Below are 18,820 nucleotides of genomic sequence, written 5' to 3'. Positions count from 1 at the left end.
TGGGGGAGTGGCAGGGCGCTGGGGTCATGCCCCGCCGAACCGCTCCCGCAACTTGTATTTCAGTACCTTCCGCAGTGTCTCGTTCCTCGGCAGCGCCTCCACCACCTCCAGGCGCTCGGGCAACTTGTGCACCGACAGGCCCTGTTCGCGCAGATACGCGGTGACATCGGACAGCGTCAACTCCGGTGCCCCCAGGGGCTGTTCGACCACCGCGCACACGAGCTCGCCGCGTTCGGGGTCCGCAAGCCCGATCACCGCGGCGTCGCCCACCCCCGGATGGGTGTGCAGCAGGTCCTCGATCTCCTTGGCGGAGATGTTCTCTCCCTTGCGGATGATGACGTCCTTGATCCGGCCGGTGAGCACGAGGTGCCCGGACTCCCTGAGGTGTCCCACGTCGCCGGTGACGAGGAACCCCTCGGCGTCGAAGACGGCCGCCGACTGCGCCGGGTCGAGATAGCCCCGGCACACCGCCTCGCCGCGCAGCCGAACTTCGCCGTCGGTGCCGGGCCCCACCGGCCGGCCCGCCTCGTCGGTGACGCGGATCTCCATGCCGGGCGGCGGGCGGCCCTCGGTGGTGGCCAGGTTCTCGGCGGTGTCGTCGGGGGCGCCCATGGTGATCATCGGGACCTCCGTCATGCCGTACCCGTGGGTGAGCTGCACGCCCATCTCCCGTACGACCGCGTGGTAGACCTCCGGCGGCTTCGGCGCGCCCCCGCCCGCGAGCAGCCGCAGCGTGGGGATGACCTTCCGGCCGGGTTGTTTGCGCTGTTCGGCGAGGAACATCGAGTAGAACGCGGTCGAGCCGCCCGCCACCGTCACACCGTGCCGCCGGTACTCCGCGAGCGCCTCGGGCAGCGCGAAGTGCTCGAACATCACGGCGGGGAAGCCGTAGAGCAGCAGCATCACCGTGTAGTCCGGCCCGGCTATGTGGGCGTACGGGAAGGCCATGGAGCCCACGTCGTCGGCCGACAGGTGCAGGGAGTGCGCGAGGCAGGAGCCGCCCGCGATCAGCGAACGGTCGGTGTGCAGCACGCCCTTGGGGTCGGACGTGGTGCCCGAGGTCCAGTAGATCCACCGTACGCAGGTGCCGTCGCCGGGCGGAGGAGGCAGCAACTCGGGCTCACCGTCAGGCAGTTGGGCGTACGCCTCGAAAACGCCCCGCGCGCCGAGCCTGCGCGCCATGGCGGTGTGGTCGAAGCCGCGCCACACCCCCGGCACCGCGAAGAACTGCGCCTCGGACGCGCGCAGCGCGAAGCCGACCTCGCGGTCCCGGTAGAACGGGATCACGGGGGACTGCACCGCGCCGATCCGGGCCAGCGCGAACGACAGCACGGCCGTCTCGATGCGCGTCGGCAGCTGCCAGGCGACCACGCTCCCGGCCCGAACGCCCATGCCGTACAGGCCCGCCGCCACCCGCTCGCAGCGCTCGCGGAGCCCGCCGAAGGTGAGGGTGCGGTCGCCCTGGAGGAGGACCGGGCGGTCCGGGGTGAGCGCGGCCCGGCGCTCGACGAGCTCCCAGAGCGTGCGCGACGCACCCAGCGCGTGTGCGGTACCGGTCATGGCGACTCCCTAACTGACGATCCGTCAGATGTGGCGAAGAGCGTAAGCCCGCACTCCTTGCTGGTCCAGAGGCGCGCGGCTAGCCTGGGAATCTGACGAGCCATCAGATAGCCGAGGGACGGACCTCATGACCGAACCGCTCGAAGGCGTCACCCGCCTCGGCGCACCCCGCGACCGGGCCCGCTGATGGACCTGACGTACACCGAGGAGGAAGAGGTCTTCCGGGCCGGGCTGCGGGAGTGGCTGGCGCTCTCCCTGCCCGAACTCCCCGCCAGACCGGACCCGTTGGACTGGCCGGCGCGACGGGCGTACGACACCGCCTGGCAGCGGATGCTGTACGACGCCGGGTACGCGGGACTGCACTGGCCCGAGGCGGCCGGGGGCCGGGGTGCCACGCCCACCCAGCACCTCATCTACCTGGAGGAGACCGAGAAGGCGGGCGCGCCCTACGTCGGCGCCAACTTCGTCGGCCTGCTGCACGCGGGCCCCACCATCGCCGCCGAGGGCACCCCCGCACAGCGGGCCCGCTGGCTGCCGCCCGTGCTGCGCGGCGACGAGATCTGGTGCCAGGGCTTCAGCGAGCCGGACGCGGGCTCCGACCTCGCCTCGCTGCGCACCAGGGCGGTCCGCGACGGCGACGAGTACGTCGTCACCGGCGCGAAGATATGGACCTCGCACGCCGAAGTCGCCGACTGGTGCGAGCTGTTGGTGCGCACCGGTCCCGACGCGCCGAAGCACCGGGGCATCAGCTGGCTCGCCCTGCCGATGGACGCGCCCGGCGTCACGGTCCGCCCGCTGCGCACCCTCGCCGGAACGGCCGAGTTCGCCGAGGTGTTCCTGGACGAGGTGCGGGTGCCGGTCGCCAACCGGGTCGGCGCGGAGAACGACGGCTGGCGGGTCACCATGGTGACCCTGTCCTTCGAGCGCGGCACCGCCTTCGTGGGAGAGGTGGTCGCCTGCCGCAGGACGCTCGCGGAACTGGCGGCCGTTGCGAAGGCGAACGGACGCTGGGACGACGCCGCCGTACGCCGCCGACTCGGCCACCTCAACGCGGAGTTCACGGCGCTCTGGCGGCTGACCCAGTGGAACGTGAGCGAGTCCGAGCGGACCGGCGGGGTCCCGGGCATCGGCGGGTCCGTCTTCAAGCTGCGCTACTCGCACGCCCGCCAGGAGCTGTACGACACGGCGGCCCGGATCCTCGGCCCCGACTCGCTCGACCTCGACCGCGAGTGGACCCTGGACCGGCTCTCGTCCCTCTCGTACACGATCGCCGCCGGCACCTCGCAGATCCAGCGGAACATCGTCGCCGAGCGCATCCTCGGCCTCCCCAAGGGGCGCTGATGGACTTCCAACTCACCGAGGACCAGCGCGCGTTGAAGGCGGGCATGCGCGAGCTGCTGGACGCCCGGTTCGACCGGGAAGCGCTGCGGGCCGCCGTGGAGCGGCCGGTGCTCGACCGGGCGTTGTGGCGCGCCCTCGGCGACGCGGGGTTCTTCGCGCTGCGGCTGCCCGAGAGCGAGGGCGGGGTCGGGCTCGGCCTTCCCGAGGCGGTGCTCGTGTTCGAGGAGGCGGGACGGGCGCTGCTGCCGGGCCCGCTGGTGGCGACCCACCTCGCGGCGGGCGCCGTGGCGGGCGCGGCGACCGGCGATGCGGTGGTGACCCGCGTCGACGGCGGCCTCGTCGCCTGGCTTGAGGAGGCCGACCACGTACAGGGAGACGCCGACGGAGCCGCACCCATGCGCTCGCTGGACCCGCTGACCCCCCTGCACCGGACGCGCGGAACCCGTACGGCCGCCCCCGAAGCGGTCCTTCTCGCCGCCGCCGAACAACTGGGCGGCGCGGCCCGCAGCACCGAGCTGGCCGTCCAATACGCCAAGCAGCGTGAGCAGTTCGGGCGGCCCGTCGGCGCCTTCCAGGCCGTGCAGCACCTCTGCGCCGAGATGCTCGTACGGACCGAGGTGGCACGGGCGGCGGTGTACGCGGCGGCCGTGACCGAGGACCCCGACGAGATCGCCGGGGCCAAGCTGCTCGCCGACGAGGCGGCCGTGCGGGGCGCCCGCGACTGCCTCCAGGTGCACGGCGGAATGGGGTTCACCTGGGAGGCCGATGTGCATCTGCACCTCAAGCGGGCCTGGGTGCGGGCCGAGCAGTGGCAGTCGGCGGAGCAGGCGGCCGAGGCGCTGGCTTCCGCACTGTAAGCGGTCACGATGCGTGGACAATCGGCGGCCCGGCGCACTCGTCACACGCCGGAGTCGGGGGCCGTCTCCGGTACTCTCCGTGGGATGCGAGTGGTGGTGTGGCGCGGCTGTCCCGGTGTTGCCAGTGCGGCGGCTCCGGGGTCGGAAACGCGCGCTGCTCGCCCCGTACGGAGGCGTCGTACGCGCTCCCGTTCGACTCCCCGCAATGTGCGTCGCACAGTATGCACTACGCATACTCCTTCGCGCTGGAATATGCCCGAAGCGCTTGTTGCGGTGACTGTACGTCAACCATGCTGTCTCGTATGGGAATCACGTTCCGTGACCCCGATTGCGGTCCCTGTGAGGCGCGAGGCGATGTGTCCGCCGGTTCGGATGGTGTGAACGGTGCAGGTGCTTCAGGTTCAGTTGGAGGTCGGTCCCGATCCCGCCGAGGTGGGCCGGGCCCGAAGGTGGGCCCGCTCACGGCTGGTGGGCTCCGGCATAGGGCTGGACGAGCCGCTGGCCGAGACGTTGATCCTGCTGATCTCGGAGCTCGTCACCAACGCCGTGGTGCACACGGGCTGTCCGGCCGTGCTGCGGATGCTGCTCGGCGCGGCCGAGGGCGGCACCGTGCGCGTCGAGGTGGCCGACACCAGCTGCTGTCCGCCCAAGCCCCGGCACGCGGAGGGTGACGACACCAACGGCCGCGGCCTCGAACTGGTCGACGGCCTCGCCGACCGCTGGGGCTGGCAGGCCGAGGGCGCGGGCAAGTCCATCTGGTGCGAGGTGGACCGCGACGTGCCCGAGCCGACATCCGTCCCGGAGCATTCGAGGCACTCGGGGCGCAAGGAGCGTACGGGGCGCACGAATGGGGCGTACGAGAACGGGGCGTACGAACCCCAGCGCGCCGTCACAAATACGGCATAAGCGGCAAGGCGCTCGGTAGGTGTTGACGCGCCGTGTCGCCCTGATCACCCTGGAATGAGCGATTCGTCGCGAGGGGACGCCGAGGCCCTGCACGGCCTTGGCGAGTGCGGGTCGTGGCACGGCGTCAGCTCCACCGGGCGAGACTCCTCCCAGGGCACCCGAGGAGCCGCCGGCACGCCGATGCCGGGGTGGCGGCGACGACTATGCGGCGCCGCCACCCGTGGAACGTGAGCGGCACGCCCCCTACAGCACGGCCACCGGCGCGACGGGGCTCCCGGTAGCCCCCACGAACGGCTCCGGCATCGCGCTCAAGAGGAACTCGTACCGCGACACCTCCGCGCACGCCACGGACAGCGCCTCCAGATTCCAGTTCTGCCCCTGAAGCATCCCCATCTCCACGAGATCCAGCGCGTGCACCGGCAGCCAGAGGTCCTCGATCTCGGGCGGGAAGATCTCGAAGGTGAGGGTGTCGTTGGCGACGGCGGCGACGTCCCGCGCGTGGAACCACTCGGGCGTACGGACGGAGAGCCCCGGCGACGGGTACCCGTAGCCGTGCTTGTCCCCGGCCAGATAGACCCGCATCTGCCCGGTCCGTACGAGCACGATGTCCCCGGCGCGCACGGTCAGCCCAGCCAACTCCTCGGCGGCGTCGAGGTCTTCGGGCGTGACGGCGTGCCCCCCGTCGAGCCGGTCCACCCCCCGGGCGCGGGCCACGTCGAGCAGCACCCCGCGCGAGACGATGTGCCCGAGCTTGTCGATGCCGCTGAACTCGGCGCCGCCGTGCGGGGTGATGGTGGCGGCGGGCCGGCCGTTGTAGAGCCTGCCCGAGTGCGAGACGTGGGTCAGGGCGTCCCAGTGGGTGGCGGCCTGGAGCCCGAAGGTCACCGCGTCGTCGCTGCACGCGACCGTGCCGGGGCCGAAGATCTCCTGGTTGATCTGGACCATGGTGTGCAGCGGATTGATCCGCCCGGGGATGACCCCGGTCTGGACGCCGTCCTGCTGGAGCGGCAGGGCGAGCGGTACGCGCCGACCGGTGCGGACCGTGGCCGCGGCCTCCCGCACCACGTGGTCGCTGATGTGATTGAGCGTCCCGATCTGGTCATCGGGGCCCCAACGACCCCAGTTGTTAACGCGTTTGGCGATCTCGTGGAACTCGGGCGGCAGTGACATACGAGTCCCTCCCGGGGGCTTGTGGTGGAGCATCCGACGGGTCATAGAATCTAACGGTCCGTCAGAAACCGCGGGAAGGGGCCGGACGTGGGGAACTTCTTGGCAGGCAGGGTCGTCGCAGTGACGGGGGCCGGCCGGGGCATCGGCCGGGCCGTCGCACTGGCCGCGGCCGCCGAGGGAGCCAGGGTCGTCGTCAACGACTACGGCGTCTCGATCGAGGGCGGCGAGCCCAGCAGCGAGATCGCCGACGCGGTGGTGAAGGAGATCGTGGCGGCGGGCGGCCGGGCGGTGGCGGTCGCCGACGACATCTCGACGATGGCGGGCGGCCAGCGCATCGTGGACACGGCGCTGGCCCAGTACGGGCGGATCGACGGGGTGGTGTGCGTCGCGGGCATCCTGCGCGAACGCATGCTGTTCAACATGTCCGAGGAGGAGTGGGATCCGGTGGTCGCCACCCACCTGAAGGGCACCTTCACGGTGTTCCGCGCGGCTTCGGCGGTGATGCGCAAGCAGGGTTGCGGAACCCTGATCGGCTTCACCAGCGGCAACCACCAGGGCAGCGTCGCCCAGGCCAACTACAGCGCGGCCAAGGGCGGGATCATCTCGCTGGTACGCAGCGCGGCGCTGGGCCTGCACAAGTACGGGGTGACGGCGAACGCGGTCGCGCCGGTCGCCCGTACCCGCATGTCGGCGAACGTACCGATGGAACTGAAGGAGATCGGCTCGCCGGAGGACGTGGCGGCGCTGGTGGTCTACCTCCTGTCCGAGCGGGCCCGCACGGAGGGGATCACCGGCCAGGTGTACACGATCGCGGGCCCCAAGATCGCGGTCTGGGCCCAGCCGCGGGAGCTGCGCGCGGGGTACGCGGAGGGGGCGTGGACCCCGGAACGGATCGCCGACTTCCTGCCGGGGACGGTGGGGGTGGATCCGATGCCGATGCTGGCGCGGCTGGAGGAGATGGCGAGAGCGGCGGAGTCGGGCTCCCGCCCGAACGCGTAACTGTTCCCCGCCCCGCCCCGCCCCGCCCCTTCCCGAACCAGGGGTGAAGTCCCCGGAGCGGGGGTGCAGGGGGGGCGGAGCCCCCGCCTGGGGTCCGGGGCGGAGCCCTGGGAAACTCACCCTCCCCACCCCCACCCCCGGAGGGTCTCGGGAAGGGGCGGGGTGGGGGAAAACTCTCTGACAGGAGGCACCGTGGACTTCAGCTTCGGCCCCGAGGACGAGACCTTCCGCCAGGACGCCCGAGCCTGGCTCGCCGAACACGCCAAAGCCCAACCCCCGGACTGGGAACGGACGTTGGGGCGAGCCGGCTGGATCGGGATCGGATGGCCGGAGCCCGCGTACGGCAACCGCACAGCCACCCTCCCCCAGCAGATCGTCTGGGCCGAGGAGTACGCCCGCGCCGCCGCCCCGCCCCGCACGGGCCACATAGGCGAAAACCTCCTGGCCCCCACCCTCCTCGCCCGCGGCACCGAGACGCAGAAGACCCGCTTCCTCCCGGAGATCGCCCGAGGCGAGGAGCTCTGGTGCCAGGGCTACAGCGAGCCCGGCGCGGGCTCGGACCTGGCGGGCATCCGCACCACCGCCCGCCGCGAAGGCGACACGTACCGCATCACGGGCCAGAAGATCTGGACCTCCCTCGCCCGCGAGGCGGACTGGTGCTTCGTGCTCGCCCGCACCGAAGACGGCTCCCGGCGCCACCACGGCCTCTCCTTCCTCCTCGTACCCATGGACCAGCCGGGCAGGATCGAGGTCCGCCCGATCCGGCAGCTGACCGGCACCAGCGAGTTCAACGAGGTCTTCTTCGACGGGGCGCAGGCCCGCGCCGAGCACGTGGTAGGCGGCGAGGGCAACGGCTGGCAGGTGGCGATGAGCCTGCTCGCCCTGGAGCGCGGAGTGTCCACGCTGGCCCAACAGATCGGATTCGCAGGCGAGTTGGAGCGCGTGGCGGCGCTCGCCGTGTCCAACGGCTCGGCAGCCGACCCGGCCGTACGGGACCGGCTCGTACGGCAGTGGTCGGAGCTCAAGACCATGCGGTGGAACGCCCTGCGCACGCTGGGGAGTTCGGCGGACGCGGGCGCGCCGAGCGTGGCCAAGCTGCTGTGGGGCGGCTGGCACCAGCGCCTCGGCGAGCTGGCGATGGCGGTCCGGGGGGCGGCGGCCACCGTCGGACCGTACGACTGGGACGAGTCCGAGCCCTACCGACTCGACCCGCTCCAGCACCTGTTCCTGTTCAGCAGGGCCGACACGATCTACGGCGGCTCGGACGAGATCCAGCGCACCATCATCGCCGAGCGGGTGCTCGGCCTGCCGAGGGAGGTTTGGGTTCCGTGAGAGGTGTCCTGTTCGACGGGAAGCGGACCGAGGTCGTCGATGACCTGGAGATACGGGATCCGGGGCCGGGGGAGGTCCTGGTGGCCGTCGCGGCCGCCGGGCTCTGCCACTCCGACCTGTCGGTCATCGACGGGACGATCCCGTTCCCGGTGCCGGTGGTCCTCGGCCACGAGGGCGCGGGCGTGGTGGAGGCGGTGGGCGCCGGGGTCGGCCACGTGGCGGCGGGGGATCACGTCGCGCTGTCCACCCTCGCCAACTGCGGGGCGTGCGCGGAGTGCGACCGGGGCCGGCCGACGATGTGCCGCAAGGCGATCGGCAGGCCGGGCCGTCCGTTCTCCCGGGGCGGCTCCCCGCTCCACCAGTTCGCCTCCAACTCGGCCTTCGCGGAACGCACCCTGGTCAAGGCCGTTCAGGCGGTGAAGATCCCGCAGGACATTCCGCTGACGTCGGCGGCGCTGATCGGCTGTGGGGTCCTGACGGGCGTGGGCGCGGTCCTGAACCGGGCCAAGGTCGACCTGGGCGAATCGGTGGTCGTCATCGGCACCGGAGGCATCGGCCTCAACGTCATCCAGGGTGCCAGGATCGCGGGCGCGTCCGTGATCGTCGCGGTGGACAACAACCCGGCGAAGGAGGCGGCGGCCCGCCGGTTCGGCGCGACGCACTTCCTCGCCTCGACGGACGGCGTCCGCGACATCCTGCCGACCGGCGCCGACCACGCCTTCGAATGCGTGGGCCAGGCGGGCCTGGTCCGCGCGGCCGTCGACCTCCTGGACCGGCACGGCCAGGCGATCCTGCTCGGCATGACCGCCCCCACGGCCGAGGCGTCCTTCCTGCCGGCCGCCCTGTTCCTGGACAAGTCCATCCTGGGCTGCCGGTACGGCAGTTCCCGCCCCCAGCGCGACATCCCGCGCTACGCCGACCTGTACCGCAAGGGCACTCTGCTCCTGGACGAGCTCGTCACCAAGACGTACCCGGTCGAGGACTTCACGAAGGCGGCGGACGATCTGCACCACGGGCGGGTGGCCCGGGGGGTGCTCACCTTCTGAGACCGCCGGGGTTCCTGACCGCCGAGCACCCCCTCCGCCTCAGCCCGTCGCGCCCGCGCGGAACGTACGGCGGTAGACCGTCGGCGGGACGCCCAGAGCCGCCTGAAAGTGCTGGCGCAGCGATGTCGCCGTACCGAATCCCGAGTCGCGGGCTATGGAGTCCACCGACAGGCCGGTGGACTCCAGCAGATGGCGGGCGTGCTCCACGCGCTGCTGGGTGAGCCACCGGCCGGGGCTCAGCCCGACCTCCTCGCGGAAGCGGCGGGTGAAGGTGCGGACCGACATCGACTCCCGTTCCGCCATGTCCCGCAACTGGATCGGCTCGCGCAGCCGGCCGAGGGCCCAGGCCCGCGCGGACGCCGTCGTCGCCAACTGCGGCTCGGGGAGCGGGCGTTGGATGAACTGGGCCTGGCCGCCGGACCGATGCGGGGGGACGACCGTGCGCCGGGCCACGTCGTTGGCGACGGCCGCGCCGTGGTCGCGCCGCACGATGTGCAGGCACAGGTCGATCCCGGCGGCGACCCCCGCCGAGGTCAGCACGTCGCCGTCGTCGATGAACAGGACGTCCGGGTCCACCTCGACGGCCGGGAACAGGCGCTGGAAGTGGTCGGCGGAGGCCCAGTGCGTGGTGGCCGGGCGCCCGTCGAGACGTCCCGCCGCGGCCAGCACGTAACCCCCCGTGCAGATCGACACCATGCGGGTGCCGGGGCGTACGAAGGCGAGCGCGGCGGCCAGCTCGGGGGTGAGCACGCCCTCCTCGAAGACCGGGCCGAGCTCGTAGGAGGCCGGGATCACGACCGTGTCGGCGGTGGCCAGTGTCTCGGGGCCGTTCTCGACCAGGATCGAGAAGTCCGCGTCGGTACGCACCGGCCCCGGCGGCCGCACCGAGCACGTCACCACCTCGTACAGCGGCCTGCGGTCCGCGTCGACCGCGCGACCGAACAGCCGCTGCGGGATGCCGAGTTCGAAGGGCAGCAGCCCGTCCAGCGCGAGGACCACGACCCGGTGCCGGGCGGGTGGAAGGCTCATGCGCTGCTCACTCCTCTGTCGTCGCACCTCGATGCCGCACCTCGCTGTACGGAAGGCCGCCGTGGCCCGATCCCTGCGAAGGGTGTCCTTTCGGCCACTCGTACCGTACGGAGCGTACCGCGAAGCTGGGTGACGTGACCCAGACAACCGACAGCCCCCAGGTGGAGCCCGCGCCGCTCCGGAAGGCCGAGCCCAGGATCCACCGCGCGTGGTTCGTGGCGGCCGTCACCTTCGTCACGATCATCGGGGCCGCAGCCTTCCGGTCGTTGCCCGGACTGCTGATCGATCCGCTGCACCAGGAGTTCAACTGGTCGCGCGGCACGATCGGCGCCGCGGTCTCGGTGAACCTCGCGCTCTACGGCCTGACCGCGCCCTTCGCCGCCGCCCTGATGGACCGCTTCGGCATCCGCAAGGTCGTCGCGGTCGCCCTGACGGTGATCGCGGTCGGCTCGGGCCTCACCGTCTTCATGCACGCGGCCTGGCAACTCGTCCTGTACTGGGGGCTGTTGGTCGGTCTCGGCAGCGGCTCGATGGCGCTCGCCTTCGCCGCGACGGTCACCAATCGCTGGTTCACCGAGCGCCGCGGCCTGGTCACCGGCATCCTCACCGCCGCCTCCGCGTCCGGCCAGCTGATCTTCCTGCCGCTGCTGTCCTGGATGGTCGAGGCGCACGGCTGGCGCCCGGCCGCCATCACCGTGACGCTGGCCGCGCTCGCCGTCGTCCCGTTCGTGTGGCTGCTCCTGCGCGACCACCCGGCGGACGTGGGGCTCGCGCCGTACGGGGCGAGCGAGTACGTGCCGAAGCCCGCCCCCGTCACGGGCGCGGCCCGCCGCACCCTGTCCGTCCTGGTGAGGGCCGCCCGCACCGGACCGTTCTGGCTGCTCGCCGGCACCTTCGCGATCTGCGGCGCCTCCACCAACGGCCTGGTCCAGACGCACTTCGTACCGGCCGCCCACGACCACGGCATGCCGGTCACGACGGCCGCGGGGCTCCTCGCGGTGATCGGCGTCTTCGACGTGGCCGGCACGATCTTCTCCGGCTGGCTCACCGACCGCTTCGAATCCCGCCGCCTCCTGGCGACGTACTACGCCCTGCGCGGCATCTCGCTGCTGTTCCTGCCGATGCTGCTCGCGCCCGCCGTCCACCCCCCGATGCTGTTCTTCATCATCTTCTACGGACTCGACTGGGTGGCCACGGTGCCGCCGACCATCGCGCTGTGCCGCGAGCACTACGGCGAGGACAGCGCGATCGTGTTCGGCTGGGTGCTCGCATCGCACCAGGTGGGGGCGGCCGTCATCGCCTTCCTCGGCGGGGTGGCGCGGGACGTGTTCGGCTCGTACGACGTGGTCTGGTACGCCTCGGGCGCACTGTGCGCGGCCGCCGCGCTGATGGCCCTGGTCATCCGCCGCCGAGGCCCTCGCGGTCAACCGCTGGCGGTGTGATCCCCTGTTCTCGTGCGGGGAACGACCGTTTCTCCGTGGGGGAGCCGAGGGGGGAACGACGTCATGAAGCCGAGAAGGACGCGGGGCGCGGTGCTGGCGGGGGCCCTGCTGTGCACCGCGGTGACGGCCTGCGGGACGGCCCACCCGGCAGACCCGGCGGCCGTCGCCCCGCCGAAACCGCCCGCCGCGGCGTCTAGGCCCTGCGCGGACGAGACGACGGGCGAGGGTCCGGGAGGCGCGGGCCCGGCGACGGAGGACGAGGCGGGGACGCCGGGCCCGCCGACGGATGGGGGCGCGGATGCGGGGAATCCGGGGCCTCCTACGGATGCGGACACCGGGAACCCCGGCCCTCCTACGGATGCGGATGCGGACACCGGGAACCCCGGCCCTCCTACGGATGCGGACGCGGGCACCCCTGGTCCGCCCAACGATGCAGACACCGGCACCCCCGGCCCGCCCACCGATGCCGACCCCGGTGGCACGGCCAAGCCCTGCCTACCCGCCGGGTGGTTCGACATGACGCGGGAGTTCACCGGCTACTACGCCCAGCACCTCACCAAGGCCGACGACGGGATGTGGCCGGCGGTGGCGGCGGTACGGATCCGCAAGCAGGGCGAGACCGAGGAAGCGGTGGTGACGGTCAACTTCGTTCCGGTGGGCGGAAGCGACGCGGACGGCCGCAGGGTGGCCGAGGTCTTCGCCGACTGGCGGCACGAGGCGTACGACGACAAGGGCACGCTGCGCGTGGAGACCCGCAGCGGGGGCCTCATCACGGCGGAGTCCTGGTGAGCGGGGCCGGGCGCGCGGGCGGGCTCAGCCGCTGAACCGTCCGAACCGCCCGAACCGACCCCGGTGGAAGAGGAGCGGCTCGCCCTCGTCCGCGCAGCCGAGCGCCTCGACGCGGCCGACCACGATGAGGTGGTCCCCGCCGGTGTGCACGTTCTGGATCCGGCAGTCGATCCACGCCGGTACGCCGGCGAGCCGGGGCGAGCCGGTGGCGGGCGCCGGTTCGTGGTCGACCCCGGCGAACTTGTCGGCCCCGCTGACCGCGAACCCCCGGCACAGCGCGCCCTGTTCGGCCCCGAGGACGTTGACGCAGAACACCCCGGCGCGGGCGATGCGCGGCCAGGTCGTCGACGTACGCGCCACCATGAAGGCGACCAGCGGCGGGTCGAGCGAGAGCGACGCGAAGGACTGGCAGGCGAACCCGGCGGGCCCGGCCGCGTCCCGCGCGGTGATGACGGTGACCCCGCTGGCGAACTGGCCGAGCACCCGCCGGAATTCAGCCGGATCGACCGGCGCCCGCTCGTCGTCCCGTACGGCCCGGAGGTCCGGCCGGGGCAGGTACTCGACGGGCTCGGCGGCCGTGGCGGCGCCGACGGACCTGAGGTATCGGACGACGGTGGCCGCCATCCCTGCGTGTCCCATCACATCAGCCATTGAAACTGACGCCTCGTCAGATAGGAAGCCCTGTGCCCGCCTTGAGCTCTACAAACCCCGGTATTTCGGGGTGCGGCGCTCCACGAAGCTGGCCACGCCCTCGTTCGCGTCCTGGGTGGTCATGTTGATCTCCTGGGCCCAGGCCTCGGCGGCGAAGGCGGCCGTGCGGTCGGTGTCCAGGGAGGCGTTCACCAGGTGCTTGGTGAGGGCGAGGGCCCGGGTCGGTCCGGCGGCGAGGCGTTCGGCCCACTGCCGCGCGGTGGCGGCGAGTTCGGCGTCCGCGACGACGCGGTTGACCAGGCCCATGCGCTCGGCGTCGGCCGCCCGCAGCGTGTCCCCGAAGAACATCAGCTCCTTCGCCCGCTGCGGCCCGACGAGGCGGGGCAACAGGTAGGCGCCGCCCCCGTCCGGCACCAGCCCTCTGCGGACGAACACCTCGATGAACGTGGCCGATTCCGCGGCCAGGACCAGATCGCAGGCGAGCGCGAGGTGGGCGCCGAGTCCGGCCGCGGTGCCGTTCACCGCCGCGATCACGGGCTTCTCACAGTCCAGTACGGCCGCGACGAGCCGCTGGGCGCCCTGGCGGATGGTGCGGGCGACATCGCCCGCGACCCGCTCGCCGCCGTTCGCGGTCGCGGGCGCCCCGCGCAGATCGGCTCCGGCGCAGAACCCCTTGCCGGTGGCGGTGATCACGACCGCCCGTACGGCCGGGTCGGCGGAGGCCGCGCCGAGCAGCGAAATGACCCGTTCCCGCTGGTCCCAGGTGACGGCGTTCATGGCTTCTGGGCGGTTGAGCGTGATCCACGAGACGCCGTTGTCAGTGGCGTGCAGTACCAATGAATGCGACGGGTCCGATGAATGCGACGGGTCCAGTGATTCCAACGAGTCCGTTGAACGCGACGGGTCCATGAGCGGCTCCGAACGGGGAGGGGTGGAGGTATGGCGGGGTTACGGCACGGATCAGCGGCAGATGGCCAGCGCGTCCAGCGCGACCGCGCCCTGCCCGCGGGGCAGCACCATCAGCGGGTTGATGTCCAGCTCGGACAGCTCGTCGCCCAGTTCGAGCGCCATCCGCTGGACGCGCAGGACGACCTCGACCAGCGCGTCCACGTCCACCGGCGGCCCCCCGCGTACGCCTTCGAGGAGCGCCCGCCCCCGGAGCTCGCCGAGCATGTCCCGCGCCTGCTCCTCGCCGAACGGCGGGACGCGGACGGCCGAGTCGCCGAGCACCTCCACCAGTACGCCGCCGAGCCCGACGGTCACGGTGGGCCCGAACAGCGCGTCGTGCGTGACGCCGACGACCATCTCGACCCCGCGCTCGACCATCTGGCAGACCAGGATGCCGTCGAGGTCGACGCCTTCGTAATGGGCGATGTCGGTGAGCTCGCGATAGGCGTCCCGTACCTGGCTTGCCGACGTCAACTGGACTTTGACCAGGCCGAGTTCGGTCTTGTGGGCGAGGCGCGCGCCGGAGGCCTTCATGACGACGGGGTAGCCGACGAGCCCCGCCGCCCGCACCGCCGCCGCCGCGCTCGTGACCAGCTGCTCCCGCGGCACCCGGATCCCGTACGCCCGCAGCAGTTGCTTCGCCGCGTGCTCGCTGAGCTGCTGGCCCGGACGCATCAGCGCCTGCGCCTTGCGGAACGAGGGGGAGGGCACGCGCGGCGCCTCGTCGAAGGCGGAGCGGTAGCCGGTGGTGAAGCGGTGGTGCGAGAGGTACGCCCGTACGGCGCCGATGCAGTTGGCGAACGTACGGAACGTGGCGACCCGGTCCGAGCCGAGCAGCGTCTCGCGGTAGGCGGCCTCGGTGCCGAGCGGCGAGCCCCACACCACGCACACCAGCTTGTCCGTCTGTTCCGCCGCGTCCACCAGATCCTGCGCCAGCTTGTCGCTCATGGGCGGGAAGGGCCCGGTGATCGGGCAGATGAGCACGCCCACGGAGGGGTCGTCCAGGATCGCGTCGATGATCTTCCGGCCGCGCCAGTCGCCGACCGGATGCCCGCCGTTGTCGACGGGGTTGGCGACGTTCAGGTACGCCGGTATCCACTCGTGGAGCTGGGCCTGCTTGGCGGCGGAGAGGGTGGGCAGGTGGAGCCCGGCGGCGGTCGCCAGGTCCGAGAAGTGCGCGCCGGTGCCGCCCGATATCGAATACACGACGACGCCGTCGGCGACCGGCTTGCGGGCCCGCGCCAACAGGGCCGCGGTGTCCTGGAGTTCATCGAGCCCGTCGACGCGGATCACGCCGTACTGGCGCATGGCGGCGTCCACCACGTCGTCGGCACCGGTCAGCTTGCCGGTGTGTGACGCGGCCATCCGCGCCCCCGCCTCGGTCCGCCCCACCTTGACCGCCACCACCGGAACACCCGCCCGCGCCGCCCGGTCGGCCGCGAGCAGAAAGGAGCGCCCGTCCTTGAGCCCTTCGACGTAGCAGGCGATGGCTCCCACCTCGGGCCGCTCGGCGAAGTAGGAAATGAAATCGGCGGTTTCGAGGTCGGCCTCGTTGCCGGTGGGCGCCCAGTGGGAGAGCCGTACGCCGAGCTCCTGCAAGGTGAACACAGGGCGGCCCTGGTGCCCGGACTGGGTGATGAGGGCGATGGCCGGCCCGTCCAGATCGTCCCGGAACCTCTCGAACGCGTTGAGGTTGGTGTTGGGCCCGAGCAGCCGCATCCCGGAGCGCCGCACGGCGGCCGCGAGCCGGGCCTGCGCGGCGGCGCCCGCCTCGCCGGTCTCGGCGAAACCGGACGCGAAGGCGACGGCGAACTTGACCTTGGCCTCGGCGAGTTCCTCTACGAGAGGGAGCGGATCGCCGACGAGAAGCACGGCCAGATCGATCTGTTCCGGCAGGTCGGAGACGGAAGGAGCGCAGGGCAGACCGAAGACCGAATCCCGGGTGGGGTGCACGGGGTGGAGCCGGGCGCCGACCCGTTCCGCCCAGGCGACGAGCTGGCGGGTGATGCCGGTGTTGGGGCGCCCTTCGGTATCGGATGCCCCGACGACGGCAACGGACTCGGGCCGGAAGAACTTGTCCAGGTCCGGCACGTCGGCGTACAGCGGGCGCCCGCTGACGTCGAGGTCGCCCTCGCCCGCCGCTCTGCTGTGAACGGCGCCGGGTCCGGGCTGCTCGCCGCAGGCGACCACCCGCGCGCGGAAGTCGGTCGTGAGGGTGCCGTGAGTCGATCCAAGCATCGTTCCGCCCGCTCCTGGTCGATGGCCAACATGGCTGAGCCGTGCGCGTGGTAGCTGACGCTTAGTCAGATTACAGACCTGACGACCAGTCAGGAACCGCCGTGCGGGCAAAGCCTGGCCTTGCGGGGGTGCGGGGGTGTCTCAGGGTACGCGGCTGCCACCGCCGCGAGCGGCAAGTCGTGCACCGCTCCAACGGAAGGCGTCCGGATCCTTCGGGCAACCTACGGCCTTGCTTTCTTGGACCCGTGCACCGTGTCGGAAGCGTGCCGAGGGCCGGGCCGGGGCGAGAACTGGCCGACGAGTTCACGGAAACAGACCAGGGCGGTAATCGGCGGGATTCCGACGACTACCATCGCGAAAAACGAATGCGGTGCTTGGCCGATACACAGAGCCACCGCCGTGCCGGAGGAGATCAGCATCACGGCCCAGGACCGCCGAGCAGTTCGGTGCTGAACGGATGCCCGCAGGATGGACAGACCCGCCAGCAGCCACGGCCCGTACACGGTCAGTGGCCACCATTGCGCCAGCTGCGGCGACGCCCCAAGCAGCGCAATGGTACGAAGCTGATCGTACGAATAGGAGATGGACCAGGTCAGTATCGTCACTGCGCAGATGGTGATTATTGCGATCAGGATCGCGACAGCGATGATCCTCCGTTTTCCGGCAAGGACGTGAAACCCTGTCCGAGGCCGCCGCCGGTTCACCGGGCGGCGCGAGTGCCTTTCGCCCCCCAATGGGGGAGGCGTAGGATCCGCGCTGTAGCTCGGCTGCAGGATCCGGGCCAGTTCTTCGTCCGGATCCCATGCTTCAGACGGGGTCTCCGGATCAGCCGCGCGCCACATGTGCTGCACGTCAATTGGCTGAGTGTAATCAGGGTATTGGTCTACCGCATCATAGTCGGTCCTCATCCTGAATCCCTTCCGTCCTTGGCTTCTCCGCGCGGGGTCTGGGATGTTTCATCCAGAGTGCGAGCCTTCGGCCTACCATCCCTCCGCCGCAGCCCGTAGGTATTCACTCTCCAGCCGGCTGATGGTTGCGAGGAAGTCCTCAAGCAGGTCTGCGCAGTGCGTGAAGCCCGCCCTTCCGCCGACCGACTCAAGCAGGACGGTACTGCTTTCCGTAGCGGCATTATCGGCCGAGGAGGGGAGCCGCTGCCCCGGCTCCCTGGAGACGTCCAGGTGCGAGAGGAACGGGCGAGCCTTTTCTGCATTCTTTTCCTTCAAAGTCACGATCGCCTAACGAGCATCACGCTATGCGGGGCGTCGTACATTCGGGGGAATATTGGCCGGTGGGGCCCTCCCGTATATCGGATTACAATGCACGGTTGATGAAATTCCGAAGATTTATTACATGTGTTACCGAGGGCTTTTGGGCCTCGCTCTCTCGCGACGGCCGGCCGCTTCAACTGGCGTACCGTTTCGGCTCGTTGGACGTTGACGGGCACGGTGACGAGGACTGCGGCCGGTCGTTGAACCAGGCGGTCAAGGGAAGTGCACGAAGGGTCCCGGGGCACTCACCGTCCCGGGACCTCGTGCCCTCAAGTGCCCTGGCCAATCGGCCGGGTTCACGCGTCATCGCCGGTGACGCAAGCGGCCAAGGCCTTCGCCTTCCCGGGTTCGCCCCCGGCAGGACTGGGGCGAGATCTCGAAGGCGTTCAAGCCCGTATGTGCGGTGCTGGCCCAAGACGTCGCGGAGGAGCGGTTCCTGGAGGTCGGGGGAGCCGTGGGCAGGGAGTATCCGGCGACCGTGAGGTTGCGGGAGATCGCCTGGACCGAGTTCGTCCCTGTCCTTCAATTCGGCGGCAAAATAAGCAGGTTGCATACGTGGCGACCACCGCCGTCTAGTCGATCAACGCACGGAATGAAGCTGTCGAGTTGGTGGGGTTGGGGTGTGGCCGGGCAGGCCGAGGCCGTAACTTGCCCTGAAGCGTGGCTTGTTCAGGTGGCTGAGGGTAGCCGGGGCGGAGGTGCGGGGAGACGCGGCTGAAGGAGTCCAGGAATTTCTGCACCGCGCCGACGGATCTGAAGCCCTTCATGGCGCGTTCGCGTTGTCTGGTCGGCTGGCGACTGTTCTCGGCCCGGTTGTTCAAGTACCTCGAACTGCGGGGCTCGACCAAGAGCATGACTTCTCGGTGCGCGGCACCGTAACTGCGGAGCTTGTCGGACACCACCACGCGCGGCACGTACTCAAGGTCCTTGAGGAGCTTACGGAAGAACCGCTTCGCCGCGCCCGTGTCGTGCTTGTTCTGCACGAGGATGTCGAGGACGTCGAGAACGTTGCCGTCTTGGTCTACCGGCCAACACAGCCAGTGCATCCGGCTGTTCACCTTGATGAGCACCTCATTGAACCTCTTTCATCCCCTCTCCTATGGGTGAAGGTGCAGGTCGGCGAGGGGGTATGTGACATGGCGAAGCCCCCGTCGTTGGTGTGGTGATTCCACTCATCACATCGACGCCGGGGGCTTCGTTGGTTCCGTATCCTGCCATGCTCGATGTCCCGCACGAGCTCGTCG

Annotated in this window: 15 protein-coding genes and 1 pseudogene; 8 read left to right on the top strand and 8 right to left on the bottom strand. The window is 71.0% G+C overall.

Annotated features, from left to right (window positions below; all coding sequences use genetic code 11):
• Positions 1-24: 24 nt before the first annotated feature.
• Positions 25-1,560 carry a class I adenylate-forming enzyme family protein gene (locus ACIQ8J_RS17195; protein ID WP_403272544.1) on the bottom strand — a complete coding sequence of 512 codons (1,536 nt, stop codon included), beginning with the start codon at positions 1,558-1,560 and terminating at the stop codon, positions 25-27.
• Positions 1,561-1,746: 186 nt separating this feature from the next.
• Here ACIQ8J_RS17195 and ACIQ8J_RS17190 point away from each other — a divergent pair, with 186 nt between their 5' ends.
• From ACIQ8J_RS17190 to ACIQ8J_RS17180, 3 genes are all read left to right on the top strand, one after another.
• The gene (locus ACIQ8J_RS17190) at positions 1,747-2,901 is read left to right on the top strand and encodes an acyl-CoA dehydrogenase (RefSeq protein ID WP_403272545.1); all 1,155 of its coding nucleotides are present in this window, start codon (positions 1,747-1,749) and stop codon (positions 2,899-2,901) included.
• A complete protein-coding gene (locus ACIQ8J_RS17185; RefSeq protein WP_403272546.1) occupies positions 2,901-3,758 on the top strand; it encodes an acyl-CoA dehydrogenase family protein in 858 nt (285 codons plus the stop codon). The genes ACIQ8J_RS17190 and ACIQ8J_RS17185 overlap by 1 nt, the downstream gene beginning before the upstream one ends.
• Positions 3,759-4,142: 384 nt before the next feature.
• Positions 4,143-4,664, top strand: coding sequence for an ATP-binding protein (locus tag ACIQ8J_RS17180; protein WP_403272547.1), 522 nt, complete (start codon positions 4,143-4,145; stop codon positions 4,662-4,664).
• A 243-nt stretch (positions 4,665-4,907) separates the two neighbouring features.
• Here ACIQ8J_RS17180 and ACIQ8J_RS17175 read toward each other — a convergent pair whose 3' ends face one another.
• Positions 4,908-5,834, bottom strand: a complete 927-nt coding sequence (locus ACIQ8J_RS17175; protein WP_403272548.1) for a cyclase family protein — start codon at positions 5,832-5,834, stop codon at positions 4,908-4,910.
• A gap of 87 nt (positions 5,835-5,921) precedes the next feature.
• Here ACIQ8J_RS17175 and ACIQ8J_RS17170 point away from each other — a divergent pair, with 87 nt between their 5' ends.
• The 3 genes from ACIQ8J_RS17170 to ACIQ8J_RS17160 all read left to right on the top strand — a co-directional run bounded on the left by ACIQ8J_RS17170 (position 5,922) and on the right by ACIQ8J_RS17160 (position 9,211).
• The gene (locus ACIQ8J_RS17170) at positions 5,922-6,833 is read left to right on the top strand and encodes an SDR family oxidoreductase (RefSeq protein ID WP_403272549.1); all 912 of its coding nucleotides are present in this window, start codon (positions 5,922-5,924) and stop codon (positions 6,831-6,833) included.
• 192 nt (positions 6,834-7,025) lie between these two features.
• Complete coding sequence (locus ACIQ8J_RS17165) at positions 7,026-8,165, top strand: acyl-CoA dehydrogenase family protein (RefSeq protein WP_403272550.1); 1,140 nt, start codon at positions 7,026-7,028, stop codon at positions 8,163-8,165.
• Entirely contained in the window at positions 8,162-9,211 is a 1,050-nt protein-coding gene (locus ACIQ8J_RS17160; RefSeq protein ID WP_403272551.1) for a Zn-dependent alcohol dehydrogenase, read from the top strand. Before ACIQ8J_RS17165 ends, ACIQ8J_RS17160 begins: the two co-directional genes overlap by 4 nt.
• A 39-nt stretch (positions 9,212-9,250) precedes the next feature.
• On the opposite strand, the gene ACIQ8J_RS17155 is transcribed toward ACIQ8J_RS17160, so the two are convergent.
• On the bottom strand, positions 9,251-10,240 hold the full coding sequence (locus ACIQ8J_RS17155) for a GlxA family transcriptional regulator (protein ID WP_403272552.1): 990 nt from the start codon (positions 10,238-10,240) through the stop codon (positions 9,251-9,253).
• Positions 10,241-10,374: 134 nt separating this feature from the next.
• Here ACIQ8J_RS17155 and ACIQ8J_RS17150 point away from each other — a divergent pair, with 134 nt between their 5' ends.
• Both ACIQ8J_RS17150 and ACIQ8J_RS17145 read left to right on the top strand, forming a co-directional pair.
• Positions 10,375-11,682: an MFS transporter gene (locus ACIQ8J_RS17150; protein WP_403272553.1), complete on the top strand. Its 1,308-nt coding sequence runs from the start codon at positions 10,375-10,377 to the stop codon at positions 11,680-11,682.
• 516 nt (positions 11,683-12,198) lie between these two features.
• Positions 12,199-12,471, top strand: coding sequence for a hypothetical protein (locus tag ACIQ8J_RS17145; RefSeq protein WP_403272554.1), 273 nt, complete (start codon positions 12,199-12,201; stop codon positions 12,469-12,471).
• A 24-nt stretch (positions 12,472-12,495) separates the two neighbouring features.
• Here the strand turns inward: ACIQ8J_RS17145 and ACIQ8J_RS17140 are convergent, their stop codons facing one another.
• The 5 genes and pseudogenes from ACIQ8J_RS17140 to ACIQ8J_RS17120 all read right to left on the bottom strand — a co-directional run.
• A complete protein-coding gene (locus tag ACIQ8J_RS17140) occupies positions 12,496-13,095 on the bottom strand; it encodes a flavin reductase family protein (RefSeq protein WP_403272569.1) in 600 nt (199 codons plus the stop codon).
• A 75-nt stretch (positions 13,096-13,170) separates the two neighbouring features.
• Complete coding sequence (locus ACIQ8J_RS17135; RefSeq protein ID WP_403272555.1) at positions 13,171-14,031, bottom strand: enoyl-CoA hydratase/isomerase family protein; 861 nt, start codon at positions 14,029-14,031, stop codon at positions 13,171-13,173.
• 51 nt (positions 14,032-14,082) lie between these two features.
• Positions 14,083-16,308: an acetate--CoA ligase family protein gene (locus ACIQ8J_RS17130; protein WP_403272556.1), complete on the bottom strand. Its 2,226-nt coding sequence runs from the start codon at positions 16,306-16,308 to the stop codon at positions 14,083-14,085.
• A 221-nt stretch (positions 16,309-16,529) separates the two neighbouring features.
• Positions 16,530-17,216: a DUF2637 domain-containing protein gene (locus ACIQ8J_RS17125; protein ID WP_403272557.1), complete on the bottom strand. Its 687-nt coding sequence runs from the start codon at positions 17,214-17,216 to the stop codon at positions 16,530-16,532.
• Between the two features lie 1,049 nt (positions 17,217-18,265).
• A pseudogene (locus tag ACIQ8J_RS17120) lies at positions 18,266-18,652 on the bottom strand (transposase); the annotation flags it as partial.
• Positions 18,653-18,820 lie beyond the last annotated feature (168 nt).

Source organism: Streptomyces sp. NPDC094147, from assembly GCF_044764265.1.
Lineage (GTDB): Bacteria > Actinomycetota > Actinomycetes > Streptomycetales > Streptomycetaceae > Streptomyces.
The sequence above is the reverse complement of the archived record's forward strand: the minus strand, read 5'-3'. Positions and strand labels throughout refer to the sequence as shown.

Coding starts and splice junctions, on each gene's coding strand:
- ACIQ8J_RS17195 (WP_403272544.1), bottom strand. CDS start 1,560: ATGACCGGTACCGCACACGCGCTGGGTGCGTCGCGCACGCTCTGGGAG.
- ACIQ8J_RS17190 (WP_403272545.1), top strand. CDS start 1,747: ATGGACCTGACGTACACCGAGGAGGAAGAGGTCTTCCGGGCCGGGCTG.
- ACIQ8J_RS17185 (WP_403272546.1), top strand. CDS start 2,901: ATGGACTTCCAACTCACCGAGGACCAGCGCGCGTTGAAGGCGGGCATG.
- ACIQ8J_RS17175 (WP_403272548.1), bottom strand. CDS start 5,834: ATGTCACTGCCGCCCGAGTTCCACGAGATCGCCAAACGCGTTAACAAC.
- ACIQ8J_RS17155 (WP_403272552.1), bottom strand. CDS start 10,240: ATGAGCCTTCCACCCGCCCGGCACCGGGTCGTGGTCCTCGCGCTGGAC.
- ACIQ8J_RS17145 (WP_403272554.1), top strand. CDS start 12,199: ATGACGCGGGAGTTCACCGGCTACTACGCCCAGCACCTCACCAAGGCC.
- ACIQ8J_RS17140 (WP_403272569.1), bottom strand. CDS start 13,095: ATGGCGGCCACCGTCGTCCGATACCTCAGGTCCGTCGGCGCCGCCACG.
- ACIQ8J_RS17135 (WP_403272555.1), bottom strand. CDS start 14,031: ATGGACCCGTCGCGTTCAACGGACTCGTTGGAATCACTGGACCCGTCG.
- ACIQ8J_RS17130 (WP_403272556.1), bottom strand. CDS start 16,308: ATGCTTGGATCGACTCACGGCACCCTCACGACCGACTTCCGCGCGCGG.
- ACIQ8J_RS17125 (WP_403272557.1), bottom strand. CDS start 17,216: ATGAGGACCGACTATGATGCGGTAGACCAATACCCTGATTACACTCAG.